The organism is Mesorhizobium sp. B2-8-5 (genome assembly GCF_006440675.2).
GTDB lineage: Bacteria > Pseudomonadota > Alphaproteobacteria > Rhizobiales > Rhizobiaceae > Mesorhizobium.
Window position 1 is genome coordinate 2925746 of sequence record NZ_CP083951.1, and the last position, 21095, is coordinate 2946840.

At 64.4% G+C, this 21095-nt stretch carries 18 protein-coding genes; 14 read left to right on the plus strand and 4 right to left on the minus strand.

Features of this window, described 5'->3' with window-relative positions; translation table 11 throughout:
• Positions 1 to 77 precede the first annotated feature (77 nt).
• The 6 genes from FJ430_RS14265 to FJ430_RS14290 all read left to right on the plus strand — a co-directional run bounded on the left by FJ430_RS14265 (position 78) and on the right by FJ430_RS14290 (position 8601).
• Positions 78 to 1565, plus strand: a complete 1488-nt coding sequence (locus tag FJ430_RS14265; RefSeq protein ID WP_140707742.1) for a sugar ABC transporter ATP-binding protein — start codon at positions 78 to 80, stop codon at positions 1563 to 1565.
• Positions 1562 to 2587, plus strand: coding sequence for an ABC transporter permease (locus FJ430_RS14270; protein WP_210242102.1), 1026 nt, complete (start codon positions 1562 to 1564; stop codon positions 2585 to 2587). The genes FJ430_RS14265 and FJ430_RS14270 overlap by 4 nt, the downstream gene beginning before the upstream one ends.
• The gene (locus FJ430_RS14275) at positions 2584 to 3573 is read left to right on the plus strand and encodes an ABC transporter permease (protein WP_226892192.1); all 990 of its coding nucleotides are present in this window, start codon (positions 2584 to 2586) and stop codon (positions 3571 to 3573) included. The genes FJ430_RS14270 and FJ430_RS14275 overlap by 4 nt, the downstream gene beginning before the upstream one ends.
• Before the next feature lie 26 nt (positions 3574 to 3599).
• Complete coding sequence (locus FJ430_RS14280; RefSeq protein ID WP_140707740.1) at positions 3600 to 5660, plus strand: hydantoinase/oxoprolinase family protein; 2061 nt, start codon at positions 3600 to 3602, stop codon at positions 5658 to 5660.
• A gap of 26 nt (positions 5661 to 5686) precedes the next feature.
• A complete protein-coding gene (locus FJ430_RS14285; RefSeq protein WP_140707738.1) occupies positions 5687 to 7480 on the plus strand; it encodes a hydantoinase B/oxoprolinase family protein in 1794 nt (597 codons plus the stop codon).
• A 209-nt stretch (positions 7481 to 7689) separates the two neighbouring features.
• Positions 7690 to 8601 carry a DMT family transporter gene (locus FJ430_RS14290; protein WP_140707736.1) on the plus strand — a complete coding sequence of 304 codons (912 nt, stop codon included), beginning with the start codon at positions 7690 to 7692 and terminating at the stop codon, positions 8599 to 8601.
• A gap of 32 nt (positions 8602 to 8633) precedes the next feature.
• On the opposite strand, the gene FJ430_RS14295 is transcribed toward FJ430_RS14290, so the two are convergent.
• Genes FJ430_RS14295 through FJ430_RS14310 form a run of 4 tightly spaced genes read right to left on the minus strand, consistent with a single transcriptional unit; the run spans position 8634 to position 11990 of the window.
• The gene (locus FJ430_RS14295; protein WP_140707734.1) at positions 8634 to 9335 is read right to left on the minus strand and encodes an RraA family protein; all 702 of its coding nucleotides are present in this window, start codon (positions 9333 to 9335) and stop codon (positions 8634 to 8636) included.
• Positions 9335 to 10450: a mannonate dehydratase gene (locus FJ430_RS14300; protein ID WP_140707732.1), complete on the minus strand. Its 1116-nt coding sequence runs from the start codon at positions 10448 to 10450 to the stop codon at positions 9335 to 9337. Before FJ430_RS14300 ends, FJ430_RS14295 begins: the two co-directional genes overlap by 1 nt.
• Positions 10451 to 10452: 2 nt before the next feature.
• The gene (locus FJ430_RS14305; protein ID WP_140707730.1) at positions 10453 to 11238 is read right to left on the minus strand and encodes an SDR family NAD(P)-dependent oxidoreductase; all 786 of its coding nucleotides are present in this window, start codon (positions 11236 to 11238) and stop codon (positions 10453 to 10455) included.
• A 17-nt stretch (positions 11239 to 11255) separates the two neighbouring features.
• Complete coding sequence (locus FJ430_RS14310; protein ID WP_181175491.1) at positions 11256 to 11990, minus strand: FadR/GntR family transcriptional regulator; 735 nt, start codon at positions 11988 to 11990, stop codon at positions 11256 to 11258.
• Between the two features lie 186 nt (positions 11991 to 12176).
• On the opposite strand from FJ430_RS14310, the gene uxuA reads away from it, so the two are divergent.
• The 8 genes from uxuA (at position 12177) to FJ430_RS14350 (ending at position 21089) form a co-directional block, all read left to right on the plus strand.
• Positions 12177 to 13361, plus strand: coding sequence for a mannonate dehydratase (gene uxuA, locus FJ430_RS14315; protein ID WP_140707728.1), 1185 nt, complete (start codon positions 12177 to 12179; stop codon positions 13359 to 13361).
• 100 nt (positions 13362 to 13461) lie between these two features.
• Positions 13462 to 14604, plus strand: a complete 1143-nt coding sequence (locus FJ430_RS14320; protein ID WP_140707726.1) for an ABC transporter substrate-binding protein — start codon at positions 13462 to 13464, stop codon at positions 14602 to 14604.
• Positions 14604 to 15455 carry an IclR family transcriptional regulator gene (locus FJ430_RS14325; RefSeq protein WP_140707724.1) on the plus strand — a complete coding sequence of 284 codons (852 nt, stop codon included), beginning with the start codon at positions 14604 to 14606 and terminating at the stop codon, positions 15453 to 15455. Before FJ430_RS14320 ends, FJ430_RS14325 begins: the two co-directional genes overlap by 1 nt.
• Before the next feature lie 26 nt (positions 15456 to 15481).
• A complete protein-coding gene (locus FJ430_RS14330; RefSeq protein ID WP_140640355.1) occupies positions 15482 to 16513 on the plus strand; it encodes a sugar ABC transporter substrate-binding protein in 1032 nt (343 codons plus the stop codon).
• Between the two features lie 224 nt (positions 16514 to 16737).
• Positions 16738 to 17721 (plus strand): ABC transporter permease, encoded by a 984-nt coding sequence (locus tag FJ430_RS14335; protein WP_140707721.1) that lies wholly within the window; start codon positions 16738 to 16740, stop codon positions 17719 to 17721.
• The gene (locus FJ430_RS14340) at positions 17711 to 19243 is read left to right on the plus strand and encodes a sugar ABC transporter ATP-binding protein (protein ID WP_140707719.1); all 1533 of its coding nucleotides are present in this window, start codon (positions 17711 to 17713) and stop codon (positions 19241 to 19243) included. The genes FJ430_RS14335 and FJ430_RS14340 overlap by 11 nt, the downstream gene beginning before the upstream one ends.
• Before the next feature lie 63 nt (positions 19244 to 19306).
• Positions 19307 to 20302, plus strand: coding sequence for an ABC transporter permease (locus FJ430_RS14345; RefSeq protein ID WP_140652847.1), 996 nt, complete (start codon positions 19307 to 19309; stop codon positions 20300 to 20302).
• A gap of 1 nt (position 20303) precedes the next feature.
• Positions 20304 to 21089 (plus strand): SDR family NAD(P)-dependent oxidoreductase, encoded by a 786-nt coding sequence (locus FJ430_RS14350; protein ID WP_140707717.1) that lies wholly within the window; start codon positions 20304 to 20306, stop codon positions 21087 to 21089.
• Positions 21090 to 21095: the final 6 nt, after the last annotated feature.

The following is a 21095-nucleotide window of genomic DNA, read 5'->3' on the forward strand; positions in this document are numbered from 1 at the left end:
TGGATCGCGATCCTCCCGGCCTGGCCGCTTCGTCGGAAGCGGTCAGGCGACTTAGCTCGCCAGCCTTGGGTTTTTGGATGCTGGAAGTTACAGGATTCACCAAGAGATTCCGCGGCATCGCCGCGCTCGACAATGTCGACTTCTCCCTCAATGAGGGCGAGGTCCACGCGTTGCTTGGCGAAAACGGCGCCGGCAAGTCGACGCTCATCAATCTCATCGCCGGCACCTTCCCGTGGGCGGAAGGCGTCTACCGCATCAATGGCCGCACCATCACCAGCCTGACGCCGCAGGTGGCGCAGGAGATCGGCATCGCCGCCGTTTTCCAGGAATTCAGCCTGGTGCCCGATCTCACAGTGGTCGAGAACATCTTCCTCGGCCGCGAGCAGTCGTCCGGCCTGTTCCTCAAGCGCAAGCAGATGCGCCAGGCGGCGGCGGAGCTGCTGGACAGCCTCGGCTTCCATCTGCCGCTCGACGAGAAGGTCGCCTTCCTGTCGCGCGCGCAAAAACAGATGGTCGAGATCGCCAAGGCGTTGCGCATGCGGCCGAAGGTGCTGATCCTCGACGAGCCCACGGCCTCGCTCACCGATGGCGAGGCGGAAAAGCTCTTCAATGCCGTGGCGCTGCTGAAAGCGCGCGGCGTCGGCATCATCTATGTCTCGCATCGCATGAGCGAGATCCGCAATCTCTCCGACCGCGTCACCGTGCTGCGCGGCGGCAAGAAGATCGGCACGGTTGTCACCGCCGAGATTTCGGACGAGGGGCTGATCGAGATGATGGTCGGCCGCCCCGTCGAACAGCTGTTTCCGAAGATCGAGCACAAGCCCGGCCCGGTCAGGCTCGAGGTGCGCGACCTTACAACCGAGAAGCGCTCCGTCATCGGCGCGTCATTCATGGCGCGGGCGGGCGAGGTGGTCGGTCTTGCCGGTCTCGTCGGCTGCGGGCGCAGCGAGCTCTGCCGCGCCGTCTTCGGCCTCGAGACCATCGAGGCCGGCTCGATCATGCTGGGCGACAAGGCTGTCGAGCGGCCGACGCCCACGTCGATGCTCGCCGCCAATGTCTGCTATTTTCCGGCCGACCGCGGCTCGGAGGGGTTGGCGCTGGCGCGCTCGGCGCGCGAGAACGCAACCATGAGCTCGCTCGACCTGCCGGAACTGTCGTCCGGGCCGGTGCTGAAATTCTGGCGCGAGAACGAGACGATCAAGACGCCGCTCGCCAATCTTGCGCTCAGACCCATGGCGCCCGAGCGCAAGGCGTCCGCCTTCTCCGGCGGCAACCAGCAGAAGCTGATGCTGGCGCGCGGGCTGATGAAACCGTTCGACGTCTACCTGTTCGACGAGCCGACCGTCGGCATCGACGTCGGCGCCAAGGCCGATGTCTACAACCTCATCAAATCGCTGGTCGAGGCCGGCGCCTCGGTCGTGGTCTCGACATCCGAATTGCCGGAGCTGATCAATCTCGCGTCGCGGGTCTATGTCATGCATGAAGGCAAGGTGGTCGCCGAGCTTGCTCAGCACGAGCTCAGCGAAGCCCAGGTCCTGTCCCACTATTTCGGAGGGCGCGCATGAGCTCGGAAACGGCGACCATGACCGTTGCCAACGCGCCATCGCATCGCGCCAGCCGGCTCGACCGCTTCCTCATGCAGGGCGGCATCGTCATCACATTCCTGGTCGTGGCGGTGGTCGCGACCGCGCTGATCGAGCCGCGCTTCCTCAACCGGCTCAACCTGCTCAATGTCATGCGCAATTTTGCGCTGCTGCTCATTCCGTCGCTGGCGCAGATGCTGGTGATGACGGCCGGCGGTTTCGACCTTTCCGTCGGCGCGGTGGTGGCGGCGACCTCGGTGGTGACGGCTGCCGTGATGCTGGTCGGCAGCGGCTATTTCCCAGGCATGGAGCTGATCGTCATCCTTGCCTCGCTGGTCATCGCGCTCGGCGCCGGCGCGCTTGTCGGGCTGGTCAATGCCGGGCTTGTGGCGACCTTCTCGCTCTCGCCCTTCATGGTGACGCTGGCGATGATGTCGGTGCTGATGGGCATCGCGCTCTATTTCACGCAAGGTATCCCGATCTACGGCGTGGCCGATTCCTTCATCGTCAATGTCGGACGCGGCCAGTTCCTGGGCCTGCCGATCGTGCTCTGGGTCGGGTTGGCGGTGCTTGCCGCCTGCATCGTCATGCAGCGCTTCACCGCGCTCGGCCGCCATATCTATGCGGTCGGCAGCGACCAGCGCTCGGCGCGCTTGTCGGGTGTCGCCACCGGCCGCACGCTGATGGCGGCCTATATGCTTGCCGGCCTGCTCGCCGCGCTCACCGGCTTCCTGATGACGTCGCGGCTCGGCTCCGGCCAGTCGACGATCGGCGGAACCCTGGCGCTCGAAACCATTGCCGCCGCCGTCATCGGCGGCGTCTCGCTGCGCGGCGGCGTCGGCCGCGCAGAACTGGTGGCGCTCGCAGCGCTGTTCCTGTCGGTCATCGCCAACGCGATGAACCTGGTGCAGGTCGACAGCAAGTACCAGACGCTGGTGCTCGGCGCCGTCTTGATCATAGCCTTGGCCATCGAACGGCTTCTGCTGAGGAAGCGGCAGTCATGAGCATGGAGGCCAAGACACAACCGATGGCTCAGAGCTCCGGCCTTTCGCTGAAAGAGATCTTGCGCGCGGCGCGCCTGCCGATCGCCATTGTCGTTGTCCTCATCCTGTTCGGCCTGGTCGAGCCGCGTGTTCTGTCCCTCGGCAATTTCCGCAACATCGCGCTGCAGGCGAGCTATCTTGCGATCTTCGCCATGGCGCAGACCATGGTGCTTCTGACGCGCGGCTTCGATCTTTCGCTCGGCTACACCGTCTCGCTGGTCAGCGTCGCCGCCTCGATGGCGATGGTGGCAATGGGCGGCGGCGATGTCTCGATCCTCTACGGCGTCGGCGCCGCGGTGCTGATCGCCGGTGCGATCGGCCTCGCCAACGGCGTTCTGATCGCCGGCATCGGCATCAACCCGCTGGTGACGACGCTCGGCATGGCCAACATGGTGCTGGCCTTCGCCTCGACGATCAGCGGCGGCTTCCCCGTTACCGGCCTGCCGAAGAGCCTCACCGCCGAATTCGCGCAGGGATCGCCGCTCTCGATTCCGATGCCGATCTGGATTGCCGCCCTGGTGTTCGTGCTCTTGTTCCTCGTGCTCAAGGCGACGCGCTTCGGCCGCAGCCTCTACATCATCGGCGCCAATCCAAGGGCGGCGGTCGCGGCGGGCATTCGCACCGTGCCGGTGCTGGTGCTGGCCTACACGCTATGCGCGCTGCTTGCCGCGCTCGGCGCGCTTCTGCTCACCGCGCGCACCGGCTCGGGTGAGCCCAATCTCGGCGGCAATCTCACATTGGAGGCGATCGCGGCCGCCGTGGTCGGCGGCGTGCGCCTCTCCGGCGGGGAGGGCGGCGTGGGCGCGGCCGTGCTCGGCGCGCTGTTCGTCACCGTGCTCTCCAACGGCATGAACCTCGTCCAGATCGACGGCTATCTGCAGCAGATCTGCCTGGGCGTCATCATCATCGTCAGCCTGATCGTCAATCGCGACGAAGCCAGGCGCTGATACTCCAACCTCTTCGGGAAGCTCGTATGGCCTATCAAGTTTGCATCGATATCGGCGGCACCTTCACCGACTGCCTTGTCTCGAACAGCAAGGGCGAGATCGCCATCTTCAAGTCGCCGACGACGCCCGGCGAATTCGAAAAAGGCTTCATCAACGTGCTGCATGTCGCGGCTGAGGGCTACGGCCTGAGCGGCGCCGACTTCATGAAGCAGATCGACCTCGTCGTGCACGGCTCGACCGTGTCGACCAACGCGCTGGTCGAGCGCAAGACGGTCAAGGTCGGCCTCATCCTGACCGCCGGTCACCAGGACATACTGGTGCTGCGCGAAGGTCCGCGCAAAGGCGCTTTCCAGTGGCGGCTGAACTATCCCGATCCCTATGTGCCGCGCCATCTCACCAAGACCGTCGCCGGCCGTATCGATGCCCGCGGTCGCGAGCTCGCGCCGCTTTCGCTGGATGACGTCCGCAAGGCCGCCGCCGAGTTTCGCGGTCTCGGCGTCGAGGCGATCGCCGTCGGCCTGCTGTGGTCGGTGGTCAATCCGGCGCATGAGCTCGCCGTGCGCGAGATCCTGAACCAGGAGTTGCCCGGCGTCCCGGTGACGCTCAGCCATGAGATCAACCCGATGCCGCGCGAGTACAAGCGCATCATCGCGGCCGCGATCGATGCTTCCATCAACCCGATCGTGCGCACCTATATCGAGAAGCTGAAGACGGCGCTCGACGAGGAAGGTTTCGAGGGCGAATTGCTGCTTGCCAACTGCGTCGGCGGCATGATGCCTTTGGCCGACATGATCCGGAAGCCGATCTACAGCGTCATGTCCGGTCCGACGCTGGCGCCGATGGCGGCACTGGCATTGTCCGACGAGCCCGACATCATCGTCGGCGACATGGGCGGCACCACCTTCGACGTCTCGGCGCTGCGCGACCACCAGATCATCGTCACGCCGGACAGCATGATCCATGACGATTCGCTCGGCATTCCCAAGGTCGATGTGCGCTCGGTCGGCGCCGGCGGCGGCTCGATCGCCTTCGTCGATGAAGGCGGCCTGCTGCAGGTCGGCCCGCGCAGCGCGGGCGCCCGACCGGGTCCTGCCTGCTACGGCCAGGGCGGCACCGAGCCGACAGTGACCGATGCCAATGTCGTGCTCGGCATCGTCGATCCGGATTATTTCCTCGGCGGCAAGATGCAGCTGAAGCGGGAGCTGGCGGAGGCGGCGGTCGACAAGATCGCGATGCGGCTCGGCGTGTCGCGGCAGGAGGCGGCCTACGCGATCTACACCACCAGCAATCACAACATGGTGGCGGCGATCGAAGAGATCACGGTGCGCGAGGGCATCAATCCGCGCGACTCCTTCTTCGTCTGCGGCGGCGGCGCCACCGCCATCCACATCGCCGAGATGGCCGACATCCTCGGCTTGAAGCGCTACATGGTGCCGCGCTTCATGGCCGGCCTCAGCGCTTTCGGCGGCCTGATCTCCGACATCCGCTCCGAAGAGAGCGCGGTGCTGCTCACCTCCGATGCCGACTTCAACGTCGCCGGCGTCAACGATGCGCTGAAGCGGCTGAAGCAGGCCGGCAACAACTTCCTCGCCGAAGCCGGAGTCGCGGTGGAGAACCGTCAGTTCGAGTTCTCCTTCCTCGGCCGTTACGAATACCAGTCCTTCGAGATCGAGGTCCCGTTCGAGGCCAAGGACGGCATGGTGTCCGAGGGCGATCTGCCGGGTCTGGTCGAAGCCTTCCACAAGATGCATGAGCGCATCTATTCGATCCGCGCCGACAATGACGTCGTCGAGTTCACGGCCTGGAAGCTGCGCGCCATCGGCAAGCGCTCCGGCCAGGACATCTGGCAGAAGAACACGCTGCCCGACCAGGTCGGCGCCATCGACCTGAAGGCCAAGCGCGGGATCTACCAGCAGGAGAGCGGGCGTGTCGAAACGGTGCCGGTCTACGAACTTGCGCAATTGCGCGCGGGTGCGCAGGTTGCCGGCCCCTGCCTGGTCGAGGCCGAGACCTTCACCGCCTATCTCAAGGACCAGCACCAGGGCCAGATCGACCGTTACGGCAATCTCGTCGTGAACATCGCCTAGTCAAATCTACACAAGGGAACGATCCTATGGACTCCATCAACAGGCTCGAACTCGACGTCGCGGAACGGCGGGTCGACCCCTTTCTGATGTCAGTGCTGAAAAGCCGTTTCGAGGCGATCGTGCGCGAGATGACGCTGGTCGTCATGCGCGCCAGCCGCTCGGCCGTGATCAAGAACGCGCGCGACTTCTCCTGCGCCATCCTGACCTACGATCATCGGCTGGTCTCGGTCGAAGACGCGCTGCCGATCCACGTCATGTCTATGGACATGGCGACGCGGCCGCTGACCGACCTGTTCGACGACATCACGCAAGGCGACATCTTCCTCAACAACTGCCCCTACACCGGTGGCACCCACCACGCCGACCTGATTATGGCGATGCCGGTGTTCTTCGACGGCGAGCCGCTGTTCTGGGTCGTGGCGCTGTCGCACCACGCCGACACCGGTGCGCCGGTGCCGTCGACCTATCTGCCCTTCGCCAAGAACATCTTCGAGGAGGGGATGCATTTCCCTTGCGTGCGCGTCGCGCAGAACTACGAGGAGAAGAAGGACATCCTGCGCATCGGCACGATGCGCAACCGCGTGCCAGACATGTGGCTGGGCGACGTGCGCGCGCAGATCGGCGCCTGCCGCACCGGCGAGCGCCGCATCGGCGAATTGTTCGCCCGCTACGGCCGCGACACCATCCTCGGCTTCGTCGAAGACTGGTTCGACTACGGTGCGCGCTGCGCCAAGGCGGCGATCGCCAAGCTGCCGGCCGGCAGCTACAGCTACGAGACGCGCCATGACCCGGTGCCCGGCGTCGCCGACGAAGGCATTCCGGTCAGGGTGACGATCAATGTCGATCCGGAAAAGGGCGAGATCGTCGTCGACGTGCGCGACAACATCGACAATGTGCCGGGCGGGCTCAACCTGTCGGAAAACACCGCAACAGGCTCCTGCCGGATCGGCGTTTTCAACAATCTCGACGAGAGCATTCCGCACAATGAGGGCGCGAAGTCGCAGATCAAGGTGCTGCTGCGCGAGGGAAGCGTCGTCGGCAAGCCGAAATATCCGGTCGGCACTTCGGTCGCCACCACTAACGTCAACGACCGCCTGATGATTGCCGGCAACTGCGTCTTTTCGCGCATGGGCGCGCCTTACGGCCAGGCCGAGAGCGGCTCGCACCTGCCGGCCGGCGTCGGCGTCATCTCCGGCGAGGATCCGTTCAAGCACGGCAAGTCCTATGTCAACCAGGTCTTCGTCGGCTATGCCGGCGGCGGCGCCCGCCATGGCTTCGATGGCTGGCTGACCTATTGCGGCCCGGCCAATGCCGGCCTCATTCAGCTCGACTCGGTCGAGGTCGACGAATCGATGTATCCGATCGTCATCGAGCGCCGTGGCGTGCTGCCTGGATCGCAGGGTTTCGGCGAGTTCGAGGGCGCGCCGGCGACCGGCGGCGTCTTCTATCCGCTCGACCACGACATGACGATCGTCTACGCCGCCGACGGCACCAGCTTCCCGCCGCGCGGCGTGCTGGGGGGCGGCGACGGCAAGGAGAGCGAGACGATCAAGCTTCGGGCCGACGAGAAGATCGTGTTGCCGGCCTTCAGCGAAGAGACGATCGAGAATGGCGCCCGTATCGAGTTCACCGCCTGCGGCGGCGGCGGTTACGGCGACCCGCTGAGGCGCGATCCGAAGCGTGTCGCGGCAACCGTCAATCGCGGCTGGCTGAGCCGCGAGGATGCCGAGACGGTCTACAAGGTGGTTCTGGTCGATGCCGACGAGCCTGGCCTGCTCAAGGTCGACGAAGCCCGTACAGCCGCCCTCAGAACCGTTTGACTCCGATAGAGCGTTTCACCGTTTCACGGAAACGGCGAACCGCTCTATCCCTTTGTTTTTACGCAATTCCGGACGGAAGGTTACGGCGAAGACGCCGAACTTAACCGCTCACACTTTTCCTGGAATTGCTTAGGCGCGGAACTGGTCTGCGAGAGACCTCGAATTCCGGGCCGGTGGTTGGAGAGGGAGCGCCTGCCCGGCGGTGTGCGATGCATGACGACCGACCCGTGCCGAGCCGCGGCCTGCCACCGATAGACGCTGCTCTTCTGCTCCTGGCAGCAGCGATCTACGGCGGCATCTTTCCGATCAACCGGCTGGCCGCCGAGACGCAATGGCCGCCTGTGGGTTTCGCCTTTGCCCAATCGCTTGCGGCAGGCGTGATCCTGGCTCTGGCGGCGGTAGCCGCCGGCGGTCGGTTCGCCGTCACCGTCGGGCAGATGGGCACGTACCTGATCATGGGCGGCCTGGTGGTTGGCCTGCCGATCGGCATACTGGTGTCGGCCGCTCCGCATGTCGACGCCTCGGTGCTCACCCTGGTGCTTTGCCTATCTCCCATATTCACCCTCGCCATCGGCGCGCTGGCGGGCCTTGATCGCTTCGATTGGCGCACTTTCGCCGGCATGATGCTCGGATTGGCCGGCGTGGCTGTCCTCGCGCTGCCCGGTGTAGGCGTTGTCGGTTCGGACGGCATCGTTTGGTTTCTGGTGGCCCTCATTGCCCCGGTCATGTTTGCTGCCGCCAACAACTGCGCCAAATGGCTGCGCCCCGAAGGTGCGTCCTCCGTAATGATGGCGGCTGGAACGTTGCTGGGAGGGGCCGTCGTTGCCGGCGTTGTCATGCTTGCGCTCGGCGGTGCGGCGTTGCCGTCCGAGTGGACGGGCAGGACCGCGATGCCGCTCGTCCTGGCGACGGCGATCAATGCCGTCTTCTTCGTCCTGTTCTTCGTATTGGTCGCTCGTATTGGGCCGACGCGCTTTTCGGTCTTCAACTATCTGGCCGTGGCCGCCGGTATCTTCTGGAGTCTGGCCGTCTTCGACGAACGACCGGCCGCCTCGTTCTGGGTGGCCCTGTTCCTGATGCTTGCAGCCATGTACCTGGTGCTGTCGCGCAAGCTCGACTGACCATCTGGTTACCGCTGGTCGGCCACGGCCTTTCACATGATGCCGAAGGTCTTGTAAGCATCCACCGCGCTCATTCCCTCGCGGATCGCCTTGGCGACGCGTTTTTCTCCGCGGACTTTTTCGAGGGCCAGGCGCACCACTTCTTCCTCGGCTTCAGCGGGGACAACAAGGACACCTTCCTTGTCGCCGAACAGCAGTGTTCCCGGCTCTATGCGCACGCCGCCGATTTCGAGCGCGCAGCGATAGTCGACGACTTTGCCGCGCACGCCTTGGTCCTGCGCGTAATAACCGGCGCAGAAGCAGGGAAATCCCAGCGCCTTGATGCCGTCCGTGTCGCGGGCGAAACCGTCGACCAGCGCGCCGCGCGCGCCAAGGATCTTCGCACGCGTCGACATCAACTCGCCCCACAGCGCGTAGCGGGGCGAGGCGCCGCTGGCGACGTAGATCTCGCCGGGCTTCAAATCGTCGAGCGCTTCGAACATCAGCCCGAACGGCTTGCTCATCAGTGGGTTGTGCGTCGGTCCGTTGGACGGGAAGATATCGGTCTCGAGCACGGGCATGGCACGGCCAAGCAATCGCGTGCTTTCGTCAACTGGCTTGAACACCGGCGGCAGGAACTGATGCTGCAGCCCCAGCGTGTCCATTACGTCGCCGACCACCGCAACGAAGAGTTCGGTTTCGAACAGGCGGTACATTTCGCCGTCGTCGGCATAGAGGCGCGTCAATCTGGTCATCAGGCTTGCATCCGGATGTTGGTGGATTGAATGGTCCGCGAAGGTCCCAGCGCTGCGGCATTCTGCACCAGCGCGCGCATATAGCCGAGCGCAAAGGCCTTCCCCGCGTGCCAGGGCGCGTCGCAGAACATTTCCGGCGTGTGGTCGGGGATGATGACGCCCTCATAGTTTTCGTCGCGCAGGATGCGGACGATCTCGGCCATGTCGATGTCGCCGTCGTCGACGAAGGTCTCGTGATAGTTCGGCACCTTGCCGCGCACGTTGCGAAAATGGATGTAGCCGATGCGCTTGCGTCGGGCGAAGCGCCGGACATGCCCGTAAATCTCGTCGGCGCCCGGCATTTCCTGCAGCGAGCCGAGACAGAGTTCCAGCCCGTTGGACGGTGAATCGACGATTTCCATCAGCCGGTCGTATTTTTCCGGCCGGTTGACGAGCCGCGCCGCGCCCCGCAGCGCTTCGGCCGGCGGATCGTCCGGATGCGCGGCGAGCACCACGCCGGCTTCCTCGGCTACCGGAACGACTTCCCGCAGGAAGGCGCCGAGCCGCTGCCAGAGCTCATCGCTGCTCACCGTCACCGGCGCGGCGGCCGGCCGGCCGGCGCGGTAGCGCATGTTCCAGACCACGCCGTCGGGGAGGGGCAAATCGGGGTCGATGGCCGCAAGGTCGAGCCCAACCGACATAGCCTCGCCGCGCGCGAAGGGCCCGCGCGACCAGCCCCAGACACCGGCGATGGAGAAGTTGTAGCCGATGCACGGGATGCCGGCGCGGCCGGCATCCTGGATAAGCCGCTTCAGCCCTTCGATCTGCTTCGCCCTGTCGGGACCATCGAGCAAAATGTCGGACCAGAAGCGCGGCGAGAAATTCTCGATCGCGGCGATTTCCAGCCCGTTGTCGCGCACGGTCCTGACCAGGCCGGCGAAGTCCTCGTAGTTCCACAGCGCATCGGTGGAGCAATCGCCCCAGCCTTCCTTCTCGCTGCCGGCCGACAGCGAAGGATCACGCCCGCGAAAATAGTTGGTGAGGTGGGCAACGATGTGGGTGGCGCCCGCCTGGCGGGCGAAGCGGAAATTGTCCGGTGTCAGCGACTCCCGGTAAAGACCAAGACCGATCTTCATGGTCATTTCACGCCAATGCCAGCGGTCAGGCCGCCGTCGATCTTGTAGTCCGCGCCGGTGCAGAAGCCGGCCTTGGAAGAGCACAGAAAGGCGATGAGCTCCGCCACTTCCTCGGGCTCGCCGATGCGGCCGAGCGGATGGGCCGCGCCGAAGCGCCTGTAGGCTTCCTCGACGTCGGCATCGCTGCCGTTTTCGCCACGCGCGGCCTTCTCCAGGATCGGCGTGCGGATCGAGCCGGGGCTGACCGAATTGACCCGGATGCCGGCGGCCGCATAGTCGAGCGCCAGCGAACGCGTCAGCGTGTGGATGGCGCCCTTGGTGGTGGCATAGGCGGCGACGTTCTGCTGGCAGGCGAAACCCTGCACCGAGGCGACGTTGACGATCGCCCCGCCACCGCGCTTGATCATTTCCGGGATGCCGAAATGGGCGGTCAGATAGATCGAGCCGACATTGACCGTCATTGCCTTGTTCCAGGTTTCCCAGTCGGTCGTCGTCGCGGTTCCATAGGGATGGACCGCCGCCGAATTGACGATCACGTCGAGGCCGCCGAAGCGCGCCACGCCGGCAGCGACGGCGTCGCGGACCTGGTCTTGCACGGAGACGTCGGTGTCCACGACCAGCGTGCCGGCCCCTGAGCTTCCCAACTCCGCTCGCATCGCGGCATTGGCCAAGCGGTCGATGCCGCAGGCGACGATCGCGGCGCCGCCGGCGGCAAGGCGCCTGGCGGTCGCGAGACCGATCCCGGTCGTCCCTGTCACCAGCGCGACCTTGCCTTCAAAATCCTTCATTGCGGGAACTCCTTCATTCACGTGTCGGAAGCCGGCTCTTCCGGCAGGAATCGCAGGGCGAAATCGAGATGGCGGCTCATCAGATAGGCGTAAGCCAGCCTGTCGCGAGCGCGTAGCGCGGCTATGATCTCGCCATGCGCGGCGCGGGTGTCGGCCAGCACCGGGCGCATTTCCTTGCCGATGGTCATGATCCGCAGGATCACGGGCGACAGGAAGGAATACATGTCGGTGAGCATGCGGTTGTCCGCCAGCCCGATCAGGGACATGTGGAAATTGAAATCGTTCTCTGCGGCTTCCTCGATCGAGCGGCTGTCGACGATCCGGGCATTGATCTCATCGAGCGCTTCGATCTGCTCGCTCGTGGCATTGAGCACGATGTGGTCGCCGATGCCGACCTCGATGATGCGCCTAAAACCCTGGATGTCGGCAAAGGACGAGCGCGAAACATCCATGTGGGCGGCGAAGAAATTCTGGATGGCGATGCTCTGCCCGTCGGCGAGCACCGCGCCGACGCGCGGTTTGGGCTCGATCAGTCCATAGGTGCGGATGGTGCGCAACGCCTCGCGCACCGTGTTGCGACTGGCGCCGGTGATCTCGCTGAGCTCGCGTTCCGTCGGCAGCACGTCGCCGACATTGAGCTGTCGCGCGCGAATAAGGTCGAGGATCCGTCCTGCCGCAGTGTCGACCGCGGAGCTGCCGCCAGCGCGGCGGGCAACGACGTTATCGCGCACGGCTTGCGAATTTTCAGGCATCGATCCTCCTAATTGTTGGACCAACATATCGTATGATCTAAGGAAAACAACCGGTTTTGGGGTTGATGTTGGGGAATTTTCGGGGCTTTCCCCGAGAGGTCAGCCATTCGTGAGCGCCAAATTTTAATTTGACTCCCATTGTGGTCCAACAATAAGTTGCCGACCTCTCACGGAGGAAAGCGGCAAATGGAACAAACCTGGCGCTGGTACGGTCCGGACGATCCGGTGACCCTCGATCACGTCAAACAGGCGGGCGCGACGGGCGTGGTCTCGGCCCTGCACGGCATCTATGACGGGCGCGTCTGGCCGCTGGAAAATATCCTCGAGCGCAAGCGGATCATCGAGGCGGCAGGACTGACCTGGTCGGTGGTCGAGAGCATTCCCGTCCACAACTCGATCAAGATCGGTTCGCCGGAGCGACTCCGCTATGTCGGCTTCTACAAGGATACGATCCGTGCCCTCGCCAAGGCCGGCATCGCGACGATCTGCTACAACTTCATGCCTGTGGTCGACTGGACCCGCACGGATCTGGCCTACCGCCTGCCGACGACAGGTTATGCGCTGCGTTTCGATGCGATCGATTTCGCCGCCTACGACCTGTTCGTGCTGAAGCGCCGGAATGCCGAGGCCGGCTATACGCCTGCCCGCATCGCCGAGGCGGAAGCGCGGCTGAAGGAGCTTAGCGACGAGAAGATCGACGGGATCGAGCGCAATCTCATCGCCGGCCTGCCCGCCACCGAGCGCGCCTACAACCGCGACAGCTTTCGCGAGGCCTTGGCCGACTACGATGCGATCGGGCCGAAGGAATTGCGCGAGAACCTGGCCTGGTTCTTGCGCGAGATCATTCCGGTGGCCGAGGAGGAAGGGGTGCGCATGTGCATCCATCCCGACGATCCGCCGTTCTCGCTCTACGGCCTGCCGCGCATCGTCTCGACCGCCGAAGATGCGCGCTTCATCCTCAATGCCGTCGACAGCCCGGCCAATGGCCTGACCTTCTGCACCGGCTCCTACGGCACGCGCGCCGACAACGACATCGTCGCCATGGTCAAGGAGTTCGCCAGCCGCATCCATTTCGTCCATCTGCGCAACGTCACCATCGAGGATGACGGCTCTTTCCACGAGGCCGAGCACCTCGAGGGCGGCACCGACATGGCGCATGTCATCCTCGCGCTGATGCAGGAGGAGGCGCGCCGTCGCAAGGAAGGCCGCGCCGACTGGCGCATTCCGATGCGGCCGGACCACGGGCATCTGCTCGCCGACGACATCGGCAAGACCAGGATCAATCCCGGCTACTCGCTGATCGGCCGGCTGAAGGGCCTCGCCGAATTGCGGGGCATCATGCGCGCCGTCGAGCGGTTCGGGCTGGCTTGAGGCGGTTTGCGTATGTAAAAACTGTTTGCTCAGGTAAAAATACCTGCTAGTGGTTTGCGGACCGGGCACATGCCCGGTTTGCAGGGAGGAATTGCCGGATATGACAAGACTGCGCGGTCTTGCGTGGGATCATCGACGTTGCTGGGGTCCGCTGGATGCCAGTGTCGGGCCGTATCGCGCCGCCAATCCCGGCCTGGAGATCGAATGGGACCGGCGCAGCCTCTATGAATTCGGCGAGGGCGCGCTCGGCCCCGTGCTCTCGGCCTACGATCTGGTGGTGTTCGACCATCCCTTCATCGGCGACATCGCGCAGGACGAGCTGATGGTGCCGTTCGACGCTTATCTGTCGGCGGAGCAGGTCCGCTTCTTCGAGCAGGATTCCGTCGGTCCGTCCTGGCGGTCCTACGAGAAGAGCGGGCGCCAATGGGCATTGCCGATCGATGCCGCCTGCCACGTCGCCTCGTATCGCCCGGACCTGCTGGAACGCTACGCACCGGTGCCCCGCACGCATGAAGAGGTGGTCGCGCTCGGCCGGCTGGCGCGCAAGGACGGGAAATGGCTCGGCCTGCCTTTCGTGCCGACGGACGCCATGTGCCTGCTGTTGACGCTTGGCGACCCACAGGAGGACGGCGAGCAATTCATCGCGACGGACATGGTCGAGCAGGTCGTCGGGCAATTGCGCGAGCTTGCGGCGCTGTCGCATCCGAACTCGTCCGGTTGGAATCCGATCCGCTGCTACGACCACATGGTCGCGCATGACGACGTTGTCTATGTGCCGTTCGCCTTCGGCTACGTGAACTATGCCGCGAAGACCGACAGGCCGTATCTGCGCTTTGCCGACGTGCCGACCCCGCGATCGGCCGGCGCCCTGCTCGGCGGCGCCGGCATCGGCGTCAGCGCCCAGTCGAAGCACAAGCAGCAGGCGATCGACTACGCGCTGTTCCTATGCTCGCCCGACTATCAGCGCGGCGACTATGTGAAGTCGGGTGGACAGCCGGGATCGCTGGCAGCCTGGAAGGACGCCGAAGTCAATCGTCTCTCCGAAGATTTCTTCTCCTCGACGCTGCGCACGATCAGCTCGTCCTATCTGCGTCCGACACATCCAGGCTTCATCGCCTTCTTCCGCGAATGCGCGCCGCGCGCGGCCGCGGCCATAGCCGGCGACATCGGCGCTGCGGAGCTCGCCGACCACGTGAACCGCCTCTATCGCGAAACCAGGCAACCGGAACGGAGCATTGCGTGATGGCTGCCGGTATTGCCGAAACGCTCGAGGAAAGTGAAAGCGGCCGCAATGGATATCGCGTGCCGGCGGTGGAGAAGGCGCTCGACGTGCTGGAGTTCATGGCCTCCAGCGCCGATGCGATGACCCAGACCGAGATCGCGACCGGCCTTGGCAGGTCCATCCACGAAATTTACCGCATCCTGCTTTTGCTGGAGAAGCGCGGCTACATCTTCCGCACGCAATCGGACCGCTTCCGGCTGTCGCTGAAACTGTTCGAGCTGGCGCATATGCATCCGCCGGTGAACAGGCTCGTCGAATCCGCGCTGCCGGCGATGCGCGAATTGACCGCCAATGCCGACCAGAGCTGCCACCTTGTGGTGCGTGAAGGGCAGAACGCGCTGGTGGTGCTGCAGATCGATTCACCGCTGCCGATGCGCTATTCGGTTGCGCTCGGATCGCATTTCCCGATCCTGGAAACCAGTTCCGGCGCGGTGCTGCTCGCCCACTCGAACCGGTCCGAGCGCGACCGCATCGTCGAGCGCATCGTCGCCGTCGGCGAAGGCCAGGGAACGCGCGGGGAAATCGAGGCACGGCTGAACGAGGTGGCCAGGCTTGGCTACGAGATGCGCGCGTCGCTGGCTGTCGAGGGCTGCACCAACATCTCCATGCCCGTGCGCGACCATGTCGGCGCCGTCATCGCCGCGCTTACGGTCCCGCTGCTGCCGCAGAAAGCAGCACGTTTCGACCGTCAGACCGTCTTCGAACGAACCCGGACAGCCGCCGAGAAGATATCGGCCGCGCTCGGTTGGGGCGAAGCCAACAGCTCTTCACGTGCCGACCCGGAACGGCGGGATTACCCGTTCAGCGACTGAGACAAACGAAAACCTGGGAGAGAAAAATGCACTGGTCCAAATCAATCCTGCTCGCATCCGCGGCCATGCTGGCCATTGGCGCGGCGGCGGCGCATGCCGAGAACATGCCCAAGCACATCGGCTACGTCACCAACTACGCCACGCATGAGTGGTACCAGAACGTCATCAAGGGCATGAAAGCGCATGGCAAGGAACTGGGAATCGAGGTCGAGGTGCAGGACGCCAATCTCGACATAGCCAAGCAGGTCGCCGCGGCCGAAGACTTCATCGCCAAGGGCGTCGACGTGCTGATCATCACCCCGGTGAATGAGGAAGGCGTGGTGCCGCTGCTGCGTCAGGCCAAGGCCGCCAACATCCCGGTGGTGCTCGAGGGAAACCCGGTCAAGGGCATGACCACGATGGTCGCCATCTGCGACTACGACACCGGCTATTTCTCGGGCGTCGAGGCCGGCAAATATGCCAAGGAAAAGCTCGGCGGCGTCGCCAAGGTGATGAATGTCGGCCTGCCGTTGCTGTCGGCGACGGTGCTGCGTTCGCAAGGCTTCATGGACGGGCTGAAGACCATCGTCCCCGACGCGGTCATGGTCCACGACCTTGACGGCGGCGGTAATCCGGACCGCGCGCTTGAAGTGTCGTCGGCCGCACTCGCCAAGAATTCCGACATCAACATCATCTACGGCATCAACGATTCGTCCTCGCTGGGCGGCCTGCAGGCATGGAAGGCTGCCGGCAAGTCGCAGGACGGCCTGCTGACGGTCGGCACCGGCGGCGAAGGACTTGCCTTCATCAACGCCATGCAGAACGAGCCGTCCTACCGCATCGAGGCCGCCATGTTCCCGGAAAAGGAAGGCTTCACGACCATCGACGCGGCGGTCAAGCTGTTCAACAACGAGCAGGTGCCGGAGCACATCGTCAGCCCGACCGCGCCGATGACTGGCGACGAGTGGAAGAAATACTATGATTATGACGGCACGACCCGCACCATCAAATGGGATGCCGTCAATGCGCTCCAGCCGCCGGCAAAGTGCATGAAGACCTCGGCCGACCTGAAGAAATAGGTCGATCGACACGGTCCTTCCCGCGTCGCGGGAAGGACCACCAGCCAGGCGCCGACGGCCAGCGAAAACACGGCGCCGGCGCCTGACCTTAGAGCCGGATGATTTCAGGTCTGTTCGACCTGAAATCTGAATCCGTCTCTAAATCCGAGAGATAGAGCATGATGTCGTCCGAAAACCGCTTCACACTTTTCGGCATCATGCTCTAGCGACGGGAACGGACTGATATGAGCGAGCTTATACACGCTTCCGCGCAGAAGCGTTTCATCGGCGGCCAGCTTCTCGGCAGCAGCCAGTTGGTGCTGGGCGCCATCCTGGCGGTGCTTTGCATCGCCATCTCGGTCGCGGCGCCGCAGTTCTATTCGGAGGCCAACATCATCGCCATCCTGCGCCAATGCGCGCTGGTGCTGATCGTCGCCTCGGGCATGACCATGCTCATCATCACGGCGGAAGTCGACCTGTCGGTCGGCGCCTCGCTTGCCTTTGTCGGCTGCATCGGCATGGCGGTGCTCAATTCCACTCACAGCCTCGCGCTCGGCATGCTGGCGGCACTCGCCTTTGCCGGCGGCGTCGGCCTGTTCAACGGGCTCGTCGTCACCAGGCTCAGGGTGAATTCGCTGATCGCCACCATCGGCACCATGATGATGCTGCAGGGTGGCGTCTATCTGTTCACGCGCGAAGCGGTGCAGAACCACAATCAACTGGCAAGCTTCACCGATCTCGGCGCCGGCTATGTCGGCGCCGTGCCGGTCCCCGTCATCCTGGCGGCGCTGATCTTCCTTGTTGCCTATGTGACGCTGCGCTTCACCACGCTCGGCCGCTATCTCTACGCGGTCGGCGCCAACGAAAAGGCGGTGCGCCTGTCCGGCCTGCGTTCGGAACGGCTCAAGCTGCTTGCCTTCGTCGTCACCGGCCTGTGCGTCGGCGTTGCCGGCATGATCCTGTCGTCGTTGATGAATGCCGGCCAGCCGACCGCCGGGCGCGGCTTCGAGCTGACGGTGATCGCCGCCGTCATCCTCGGCGGCACCAGCCTGCTCGGCGGCCGCGGTTCGCTGTTCGGCACGCTGCTCGGCGTGCTGGTGCTGAAGGTGATCGACAATGGCATCATCATCCTCGGCTGGAACCAGGACCTGCAGATGGTGGTGCCGGGCATCGTCATCATCCTGGCGACCTATCTCGACATCATCCGGAACAAAGCCAATGTCCGTTGATTTCCTTCATCCCGGCGAAGGCGCGGCCATCGACACGAACGTGTCGGCGCTGGAGATGCGCGGCATCGGCAAGCGGTTTCCGGGCGTGGTGGCGCTGGACAATGTCGACTTCACCCTGGAGCCCGGCAAGATCCATGCCCTGATGGGTGAGAACGGCGCCGGCAAGTCGACGCTGATCAAGATCATGGCAGGGGTCTACGGCAAGGACGCCGGCACGGTGCGCATGCGCGGACGCGAGGTCGACATCAAGTCGCCGCGCGACAGCCTGAAGGAAGGCATCAAGGTCGTGTTCCAGGAGATCGCGTTGATCTCCGAATTCACCGTCGCGGAAAACATCTTCCTAGAAGGCTATCCGACCGGCAGGACCGGCTCGATCGACTGGAAAAAGATCCGCGCCGACTCGGCGGCGCTGTTCAATCGCATCGGCTTCAACGTCGATCCGGCGGCGCGGACGGGATCGCTGCCGGTGAGCCAGCAGCAGATGGTCGAGATCGCCCGCGCGCTCGCCCACGAGGCGCGTGTGGTGGTGATGGACGAACCGACATCCTCGCTGACGCCGAACGAAGTCTCGCTGCTGTTCACCGTCATCCGCCGCCTGGCATCGCTCGGCATCGCCGTGGTCTATGTCAGCCACAAGCTCGACGAGGTGTTCGAGATCGCCGACACAGTGACGGTGCTGCGCGATGGACGCCACATATCGACCAAGCCGATCGGCGAGCACACCAACGACACGTTGATCCAGGACATGATCGGCCGCCGCATCGACAACCTCTTTCCCCGTCAGCGTGGCGCGGCGGGCAGCAAGGTGGCGCTCTCCGTCGAGAAGCTCAGCACGGCGAAGAAGCTCATCGACGTGTCATTCGAGGCGCGCGCCGGCGAGGTGCTCGGTTTCTTTGGATTGATGGGCGCCGGCCGGACCGAGCTCGCCAAGGCGATCGTCGGCTACGATCCGATCATTTCGGGCACCATCGCGGTCGACGGTCAGCGCCTCGCGCCGCACGACACGCGCACCGGCGTGCGGCTCGGCATCGGCCTGCTCACCGAGGACCGCAAGAGCGAAGGCCTGATGGGCGAGCTGCCCGTCTACCAGAATGCCAGCCTCGCCTCGCTCGGCGCGTTCGCCCGCCTGGGCTTCGTCGACAAGGCGAAAGAGCATCAGGCGGTGCAAGACTATGTCGACCGCTTCCGCATCAAGACGCCCAGCCTGTTCCAGCAGATCAAGAATCTGTCGGGCGGCAACCAGCAGAAGGTGCTGATCTCGCGCTGGCTGATGCGCGGCCTGAAGGTCATCGTCGTCGACGAGCCGACACGCGGCATCGATGTCGGCGCCAAGTCGGAAATCTTCGCGCTGATCGACCGGCTCGCCGGCGAGGGCCTGGCGGTCGTCATGATGACGTCGGAAATGCCGGAGCTGCTCGGCCTCGCCGACCGCATCGCGGTGATGTGCGAGGGCCGCCTGACCTCGATCATGTCGCGCGAGGAAGCCACGCAGGAAAAGATCCTCAATGCGGCGATCGGATAGAACCATGGCGCATCGCCGCAGCATTCCTTGCGATAAGTGCAATTCCTTCGAAGGGAGCAAGCGATGAGCCTTGCAAGCACGGCTTCCGCAAAAGACCGGCCATCCATGCTGGCGCGGCTCTTTGCCCGGCAGGAACTGGCGCTGCTCGTCTGCCTGATCCTGGTGCTGGCGTTCTTTTCCGCGACGGTCGAGAATTTCTTCTCCGTGCGCAACATGACCAACGTGCTGGGCCAGGCCTCGCTGGCGCTCACCGCCGGCATCGGCTGCGCCATCGTCTTCATATCCGGCGAGGTCGATATCTCGATAGGCTCGCTGCTGGCGACCATCGCGCTGCCGCTGATCATCATCATGAACGATACCAACTCGCTGCTGCTCGGCGTCAGCGGAGCGCTGCTGTTCGGCCTGATCATCGGTATGGTGAACGGCTATCTCGTCGCCTACGCCGGCATCAACTCGCTGATCGTGACGCTCGGCACGATGTTCATCATGCGCGGCGGCGTCTATCTCTACACCGGCCAGCGCGCGATTCCCGACGACGCCAGCCTCGACAGCTTCATCGCGCTGTCCGACGGTCGTCTGTTCAACATCATCCCGTATTCGGCGGTGATCGCCATCATGCTCCTCGCCGCCTTCGGCTACATGATGCAGCACCGGCCGTTCGGGCGGCAGATCTACGCCGTTGGTGGCAACCAGGAAGTGGCGCGGCTGGCAGGCTACGACGTACGGCGCGTCAAGTTCATCTGCTTCATCATCAGCGCGCTGCTGGCGACGGTCGCCGGCATCATCTTGGCGGCGCGAGTCGGCTCGGCGCAGCATACGGCGGGGCTCAACTTCGAATTCCAGGTCGTTGCCGCGACGGTCCTCGGCGGCGTGAGCCTTGCCGGCGGCATCGGCAGCCTGACAGGGATGGCGCTGGGCGTGCTGATCCTGCAATTCCTGTCGAACGGCCTGCGCGGGCTCGGGCTGCCGACCGAATGGCAACTTGTCATCACCGGCATGATCATCATCGCCGCGGTCGCCTTCGACGAAGCGAAGCGCCGGCGCGCGAATGGAGGCTGACATGGCTCGTCTTGAAGGAAAAACCGCAGTCATCACGGGTGCGGCCGACGGCATCGGCCACGCGATCGCCGAGGCGATGGCGCGGGAAGGGGCGCATGTCTTCCTCGGCGACATCGCCGACGAGGCCGGCGAGGCGTTCGCCGCGGCACTTCGCGCGGCCGGCCGCCGCGCCGACTATGTCCATTGCGACGTCTCCCAGGAAACCGATATCGCCGGCCTGATCGACAGCGCGGTGAAGAAGACCGGACATCTCGACATCCTGGTCAACAACGCCGCCATCGCCATCGGCGGCATGCCGGTGCACGAGATGACCGACGAGCAATGGCACCGGCTGATCGCCGTCAACCTGACCAGCGTGTTCCGCGGTTGCAAATACACGCTGCCGCACATGATCGCGCAGAAGTCGGGATCGATCATCAACATGGCCTCGGCGCAGGGCCATATCGGCCTCGACGGCTGGACCGCCTATGCCGGCGCCAAGGGCGCGGTGATGGCGATGACGCGCCAGATGGCGGTGGAGTTCGGGCCGATGAACATCCGCGTCAATTCGATCTCGCCCGGCACCATCAACACGCCGATGAACGACAGGCTGATCAAGGAGATCGGCGGCAGCCTCGCCAAGGCCTGGGTCAAGATGCATCCGCTCGGCCGCATCGGCGAGCCTTCCGAAGTGGCCGAGGCCGCCGTCTATCTGGCCTCCGATGCGGCCGGCTTCACCACCGGCACCGACCTGCGCGTCGATGGCGGGCTGACGGCGGCACCCCGCTACGTTCCCGAACTGCTTTGAAAACGA

Bases quoted from the DNA above. Each gene is read 5' to 3' on its own strand.
- FJ430_RS14265 (WP_140707742.1), top strand. From the start codon at position 78: ATGCTGGAAGTTACAGGATTCACCAAGAGATTCCGCGGCATCGCCGCG.
- FJ430_RS14270 (WP_210242102.1), top strand. From the start codon at position 1,562: ATGAGCTCGGAAACGGCGACCATGACCGTTGCCAACGCGCCATCGCAT.
- FJ430_RS14275 (WP_226892192.1), top strand. From the start codon at position 2,584: ATGAGCATGGAGGCCAAGACACAACCGATGGCTCAGAGCTCCGGCCTT.
- FJ430_RS14280 (WP_140707740.1), top strand. From the start codon at position 3,600: ATGGCCTATCAAGTTTGCATCGATATCGGCGGCACCTTCACCGACTGC.
- FJ430_RS14285 (WP_140707738.1), top strand. From the start codon at position 5,687: ATGGACTCCATCAACAGGCTCGAACTCGACGTCGCGGAACGGCGGGTC.
- FJ430_RS14290 (WP_140707736.1), top strand. From the start codon at position 7,690: ATGCATGACGACCGACCCGTGCCGAGCCGCGGCCTGCCACCGATAGAC.
- FJ430_RS14295 (WP_140707734.1), bottom strand. From the start codon at position 9,335: ATGACCAGATTGACGCGCCTCTATGCCGACGACGGCGAAATGTACCGC.
- FJ430_RS14300 (WP_140707732.1), bottom strand. From the start codon at position 10,450: ATGAAGATCGGTCTTGGTCTTTACCGGGAGTCGCTGACACCGGACAAT.
- FJ430_RS14305 (WP_140707730.1), bottom strand. From the start codon at position 11,238: ATGAAGGATTTTGAAGGCAAGGTCGCGCTGGTGACAGGGACGACCGGG.
- FJ430_RS14310 (WP_181175491.1), bottom strand. From the start codon at position 11,990: ATGCCTGAAAATTCGCAAGCCGTGCGCGATAACGTCGTTGCCCGCCGC.
- uxuA (WP_140707728.1), top strand. From the start codon at position 12,177: ATGGAACAAACCTGGCGCTGGTACGGTCCGGACGATCCGGTGACCCTC.
- FJ430_RS14320 (WP_140707726.1), top strand. From the start codon at position 13,462: ATGACAAGACTGCGCGGTCTTGCGTGGGATCATCGACGTTGCTGGGGT.
- FJ430_RS14325 (WP_140707724.1), top strand. From the start codon at position 14,604: ATGGCTGCCGGTATTGCCGAAACGCTCGAGGAAAGTGAAAGCGGCCGC.
- FJ430_RS14330 (WP_140640355.1), top strand. From the start codon at position 15,482: ATGCACTGGTCCAAATCAATCCTGCTCGCATCCGCGGCCATGCTGGCC.
- FJ430_RS14335 (WP_140707721.1), top strand. From the start codon at position 16,738: ATGAGCGAGCTTATACACGCTTCCGCGCAGAAGCGTTTCATCGGCGGC.
- FJ430_RS14340 (WP_140707719.1), top strand. From the start codon at position 17,711: ATGTCCGTTGATTTCCTTCATCCCGGCGAAGGCGCGGCCATCGACACG.
- FJ430_RS14345 (WP_140652847.1), top strand. From the start codon at position 19,307: ATGAGCCTTGCAAGCACGGCTTCCGCAAAAGACCGGCCATCCATGCTG.
- FJ430_RS14350 (WP_140707717.1), top strand. From the start codon at position 20,304: ATGGCTCGTCTTGAAGGAAAAACCGCAGTCATCACGGGTGCGGCCGAC.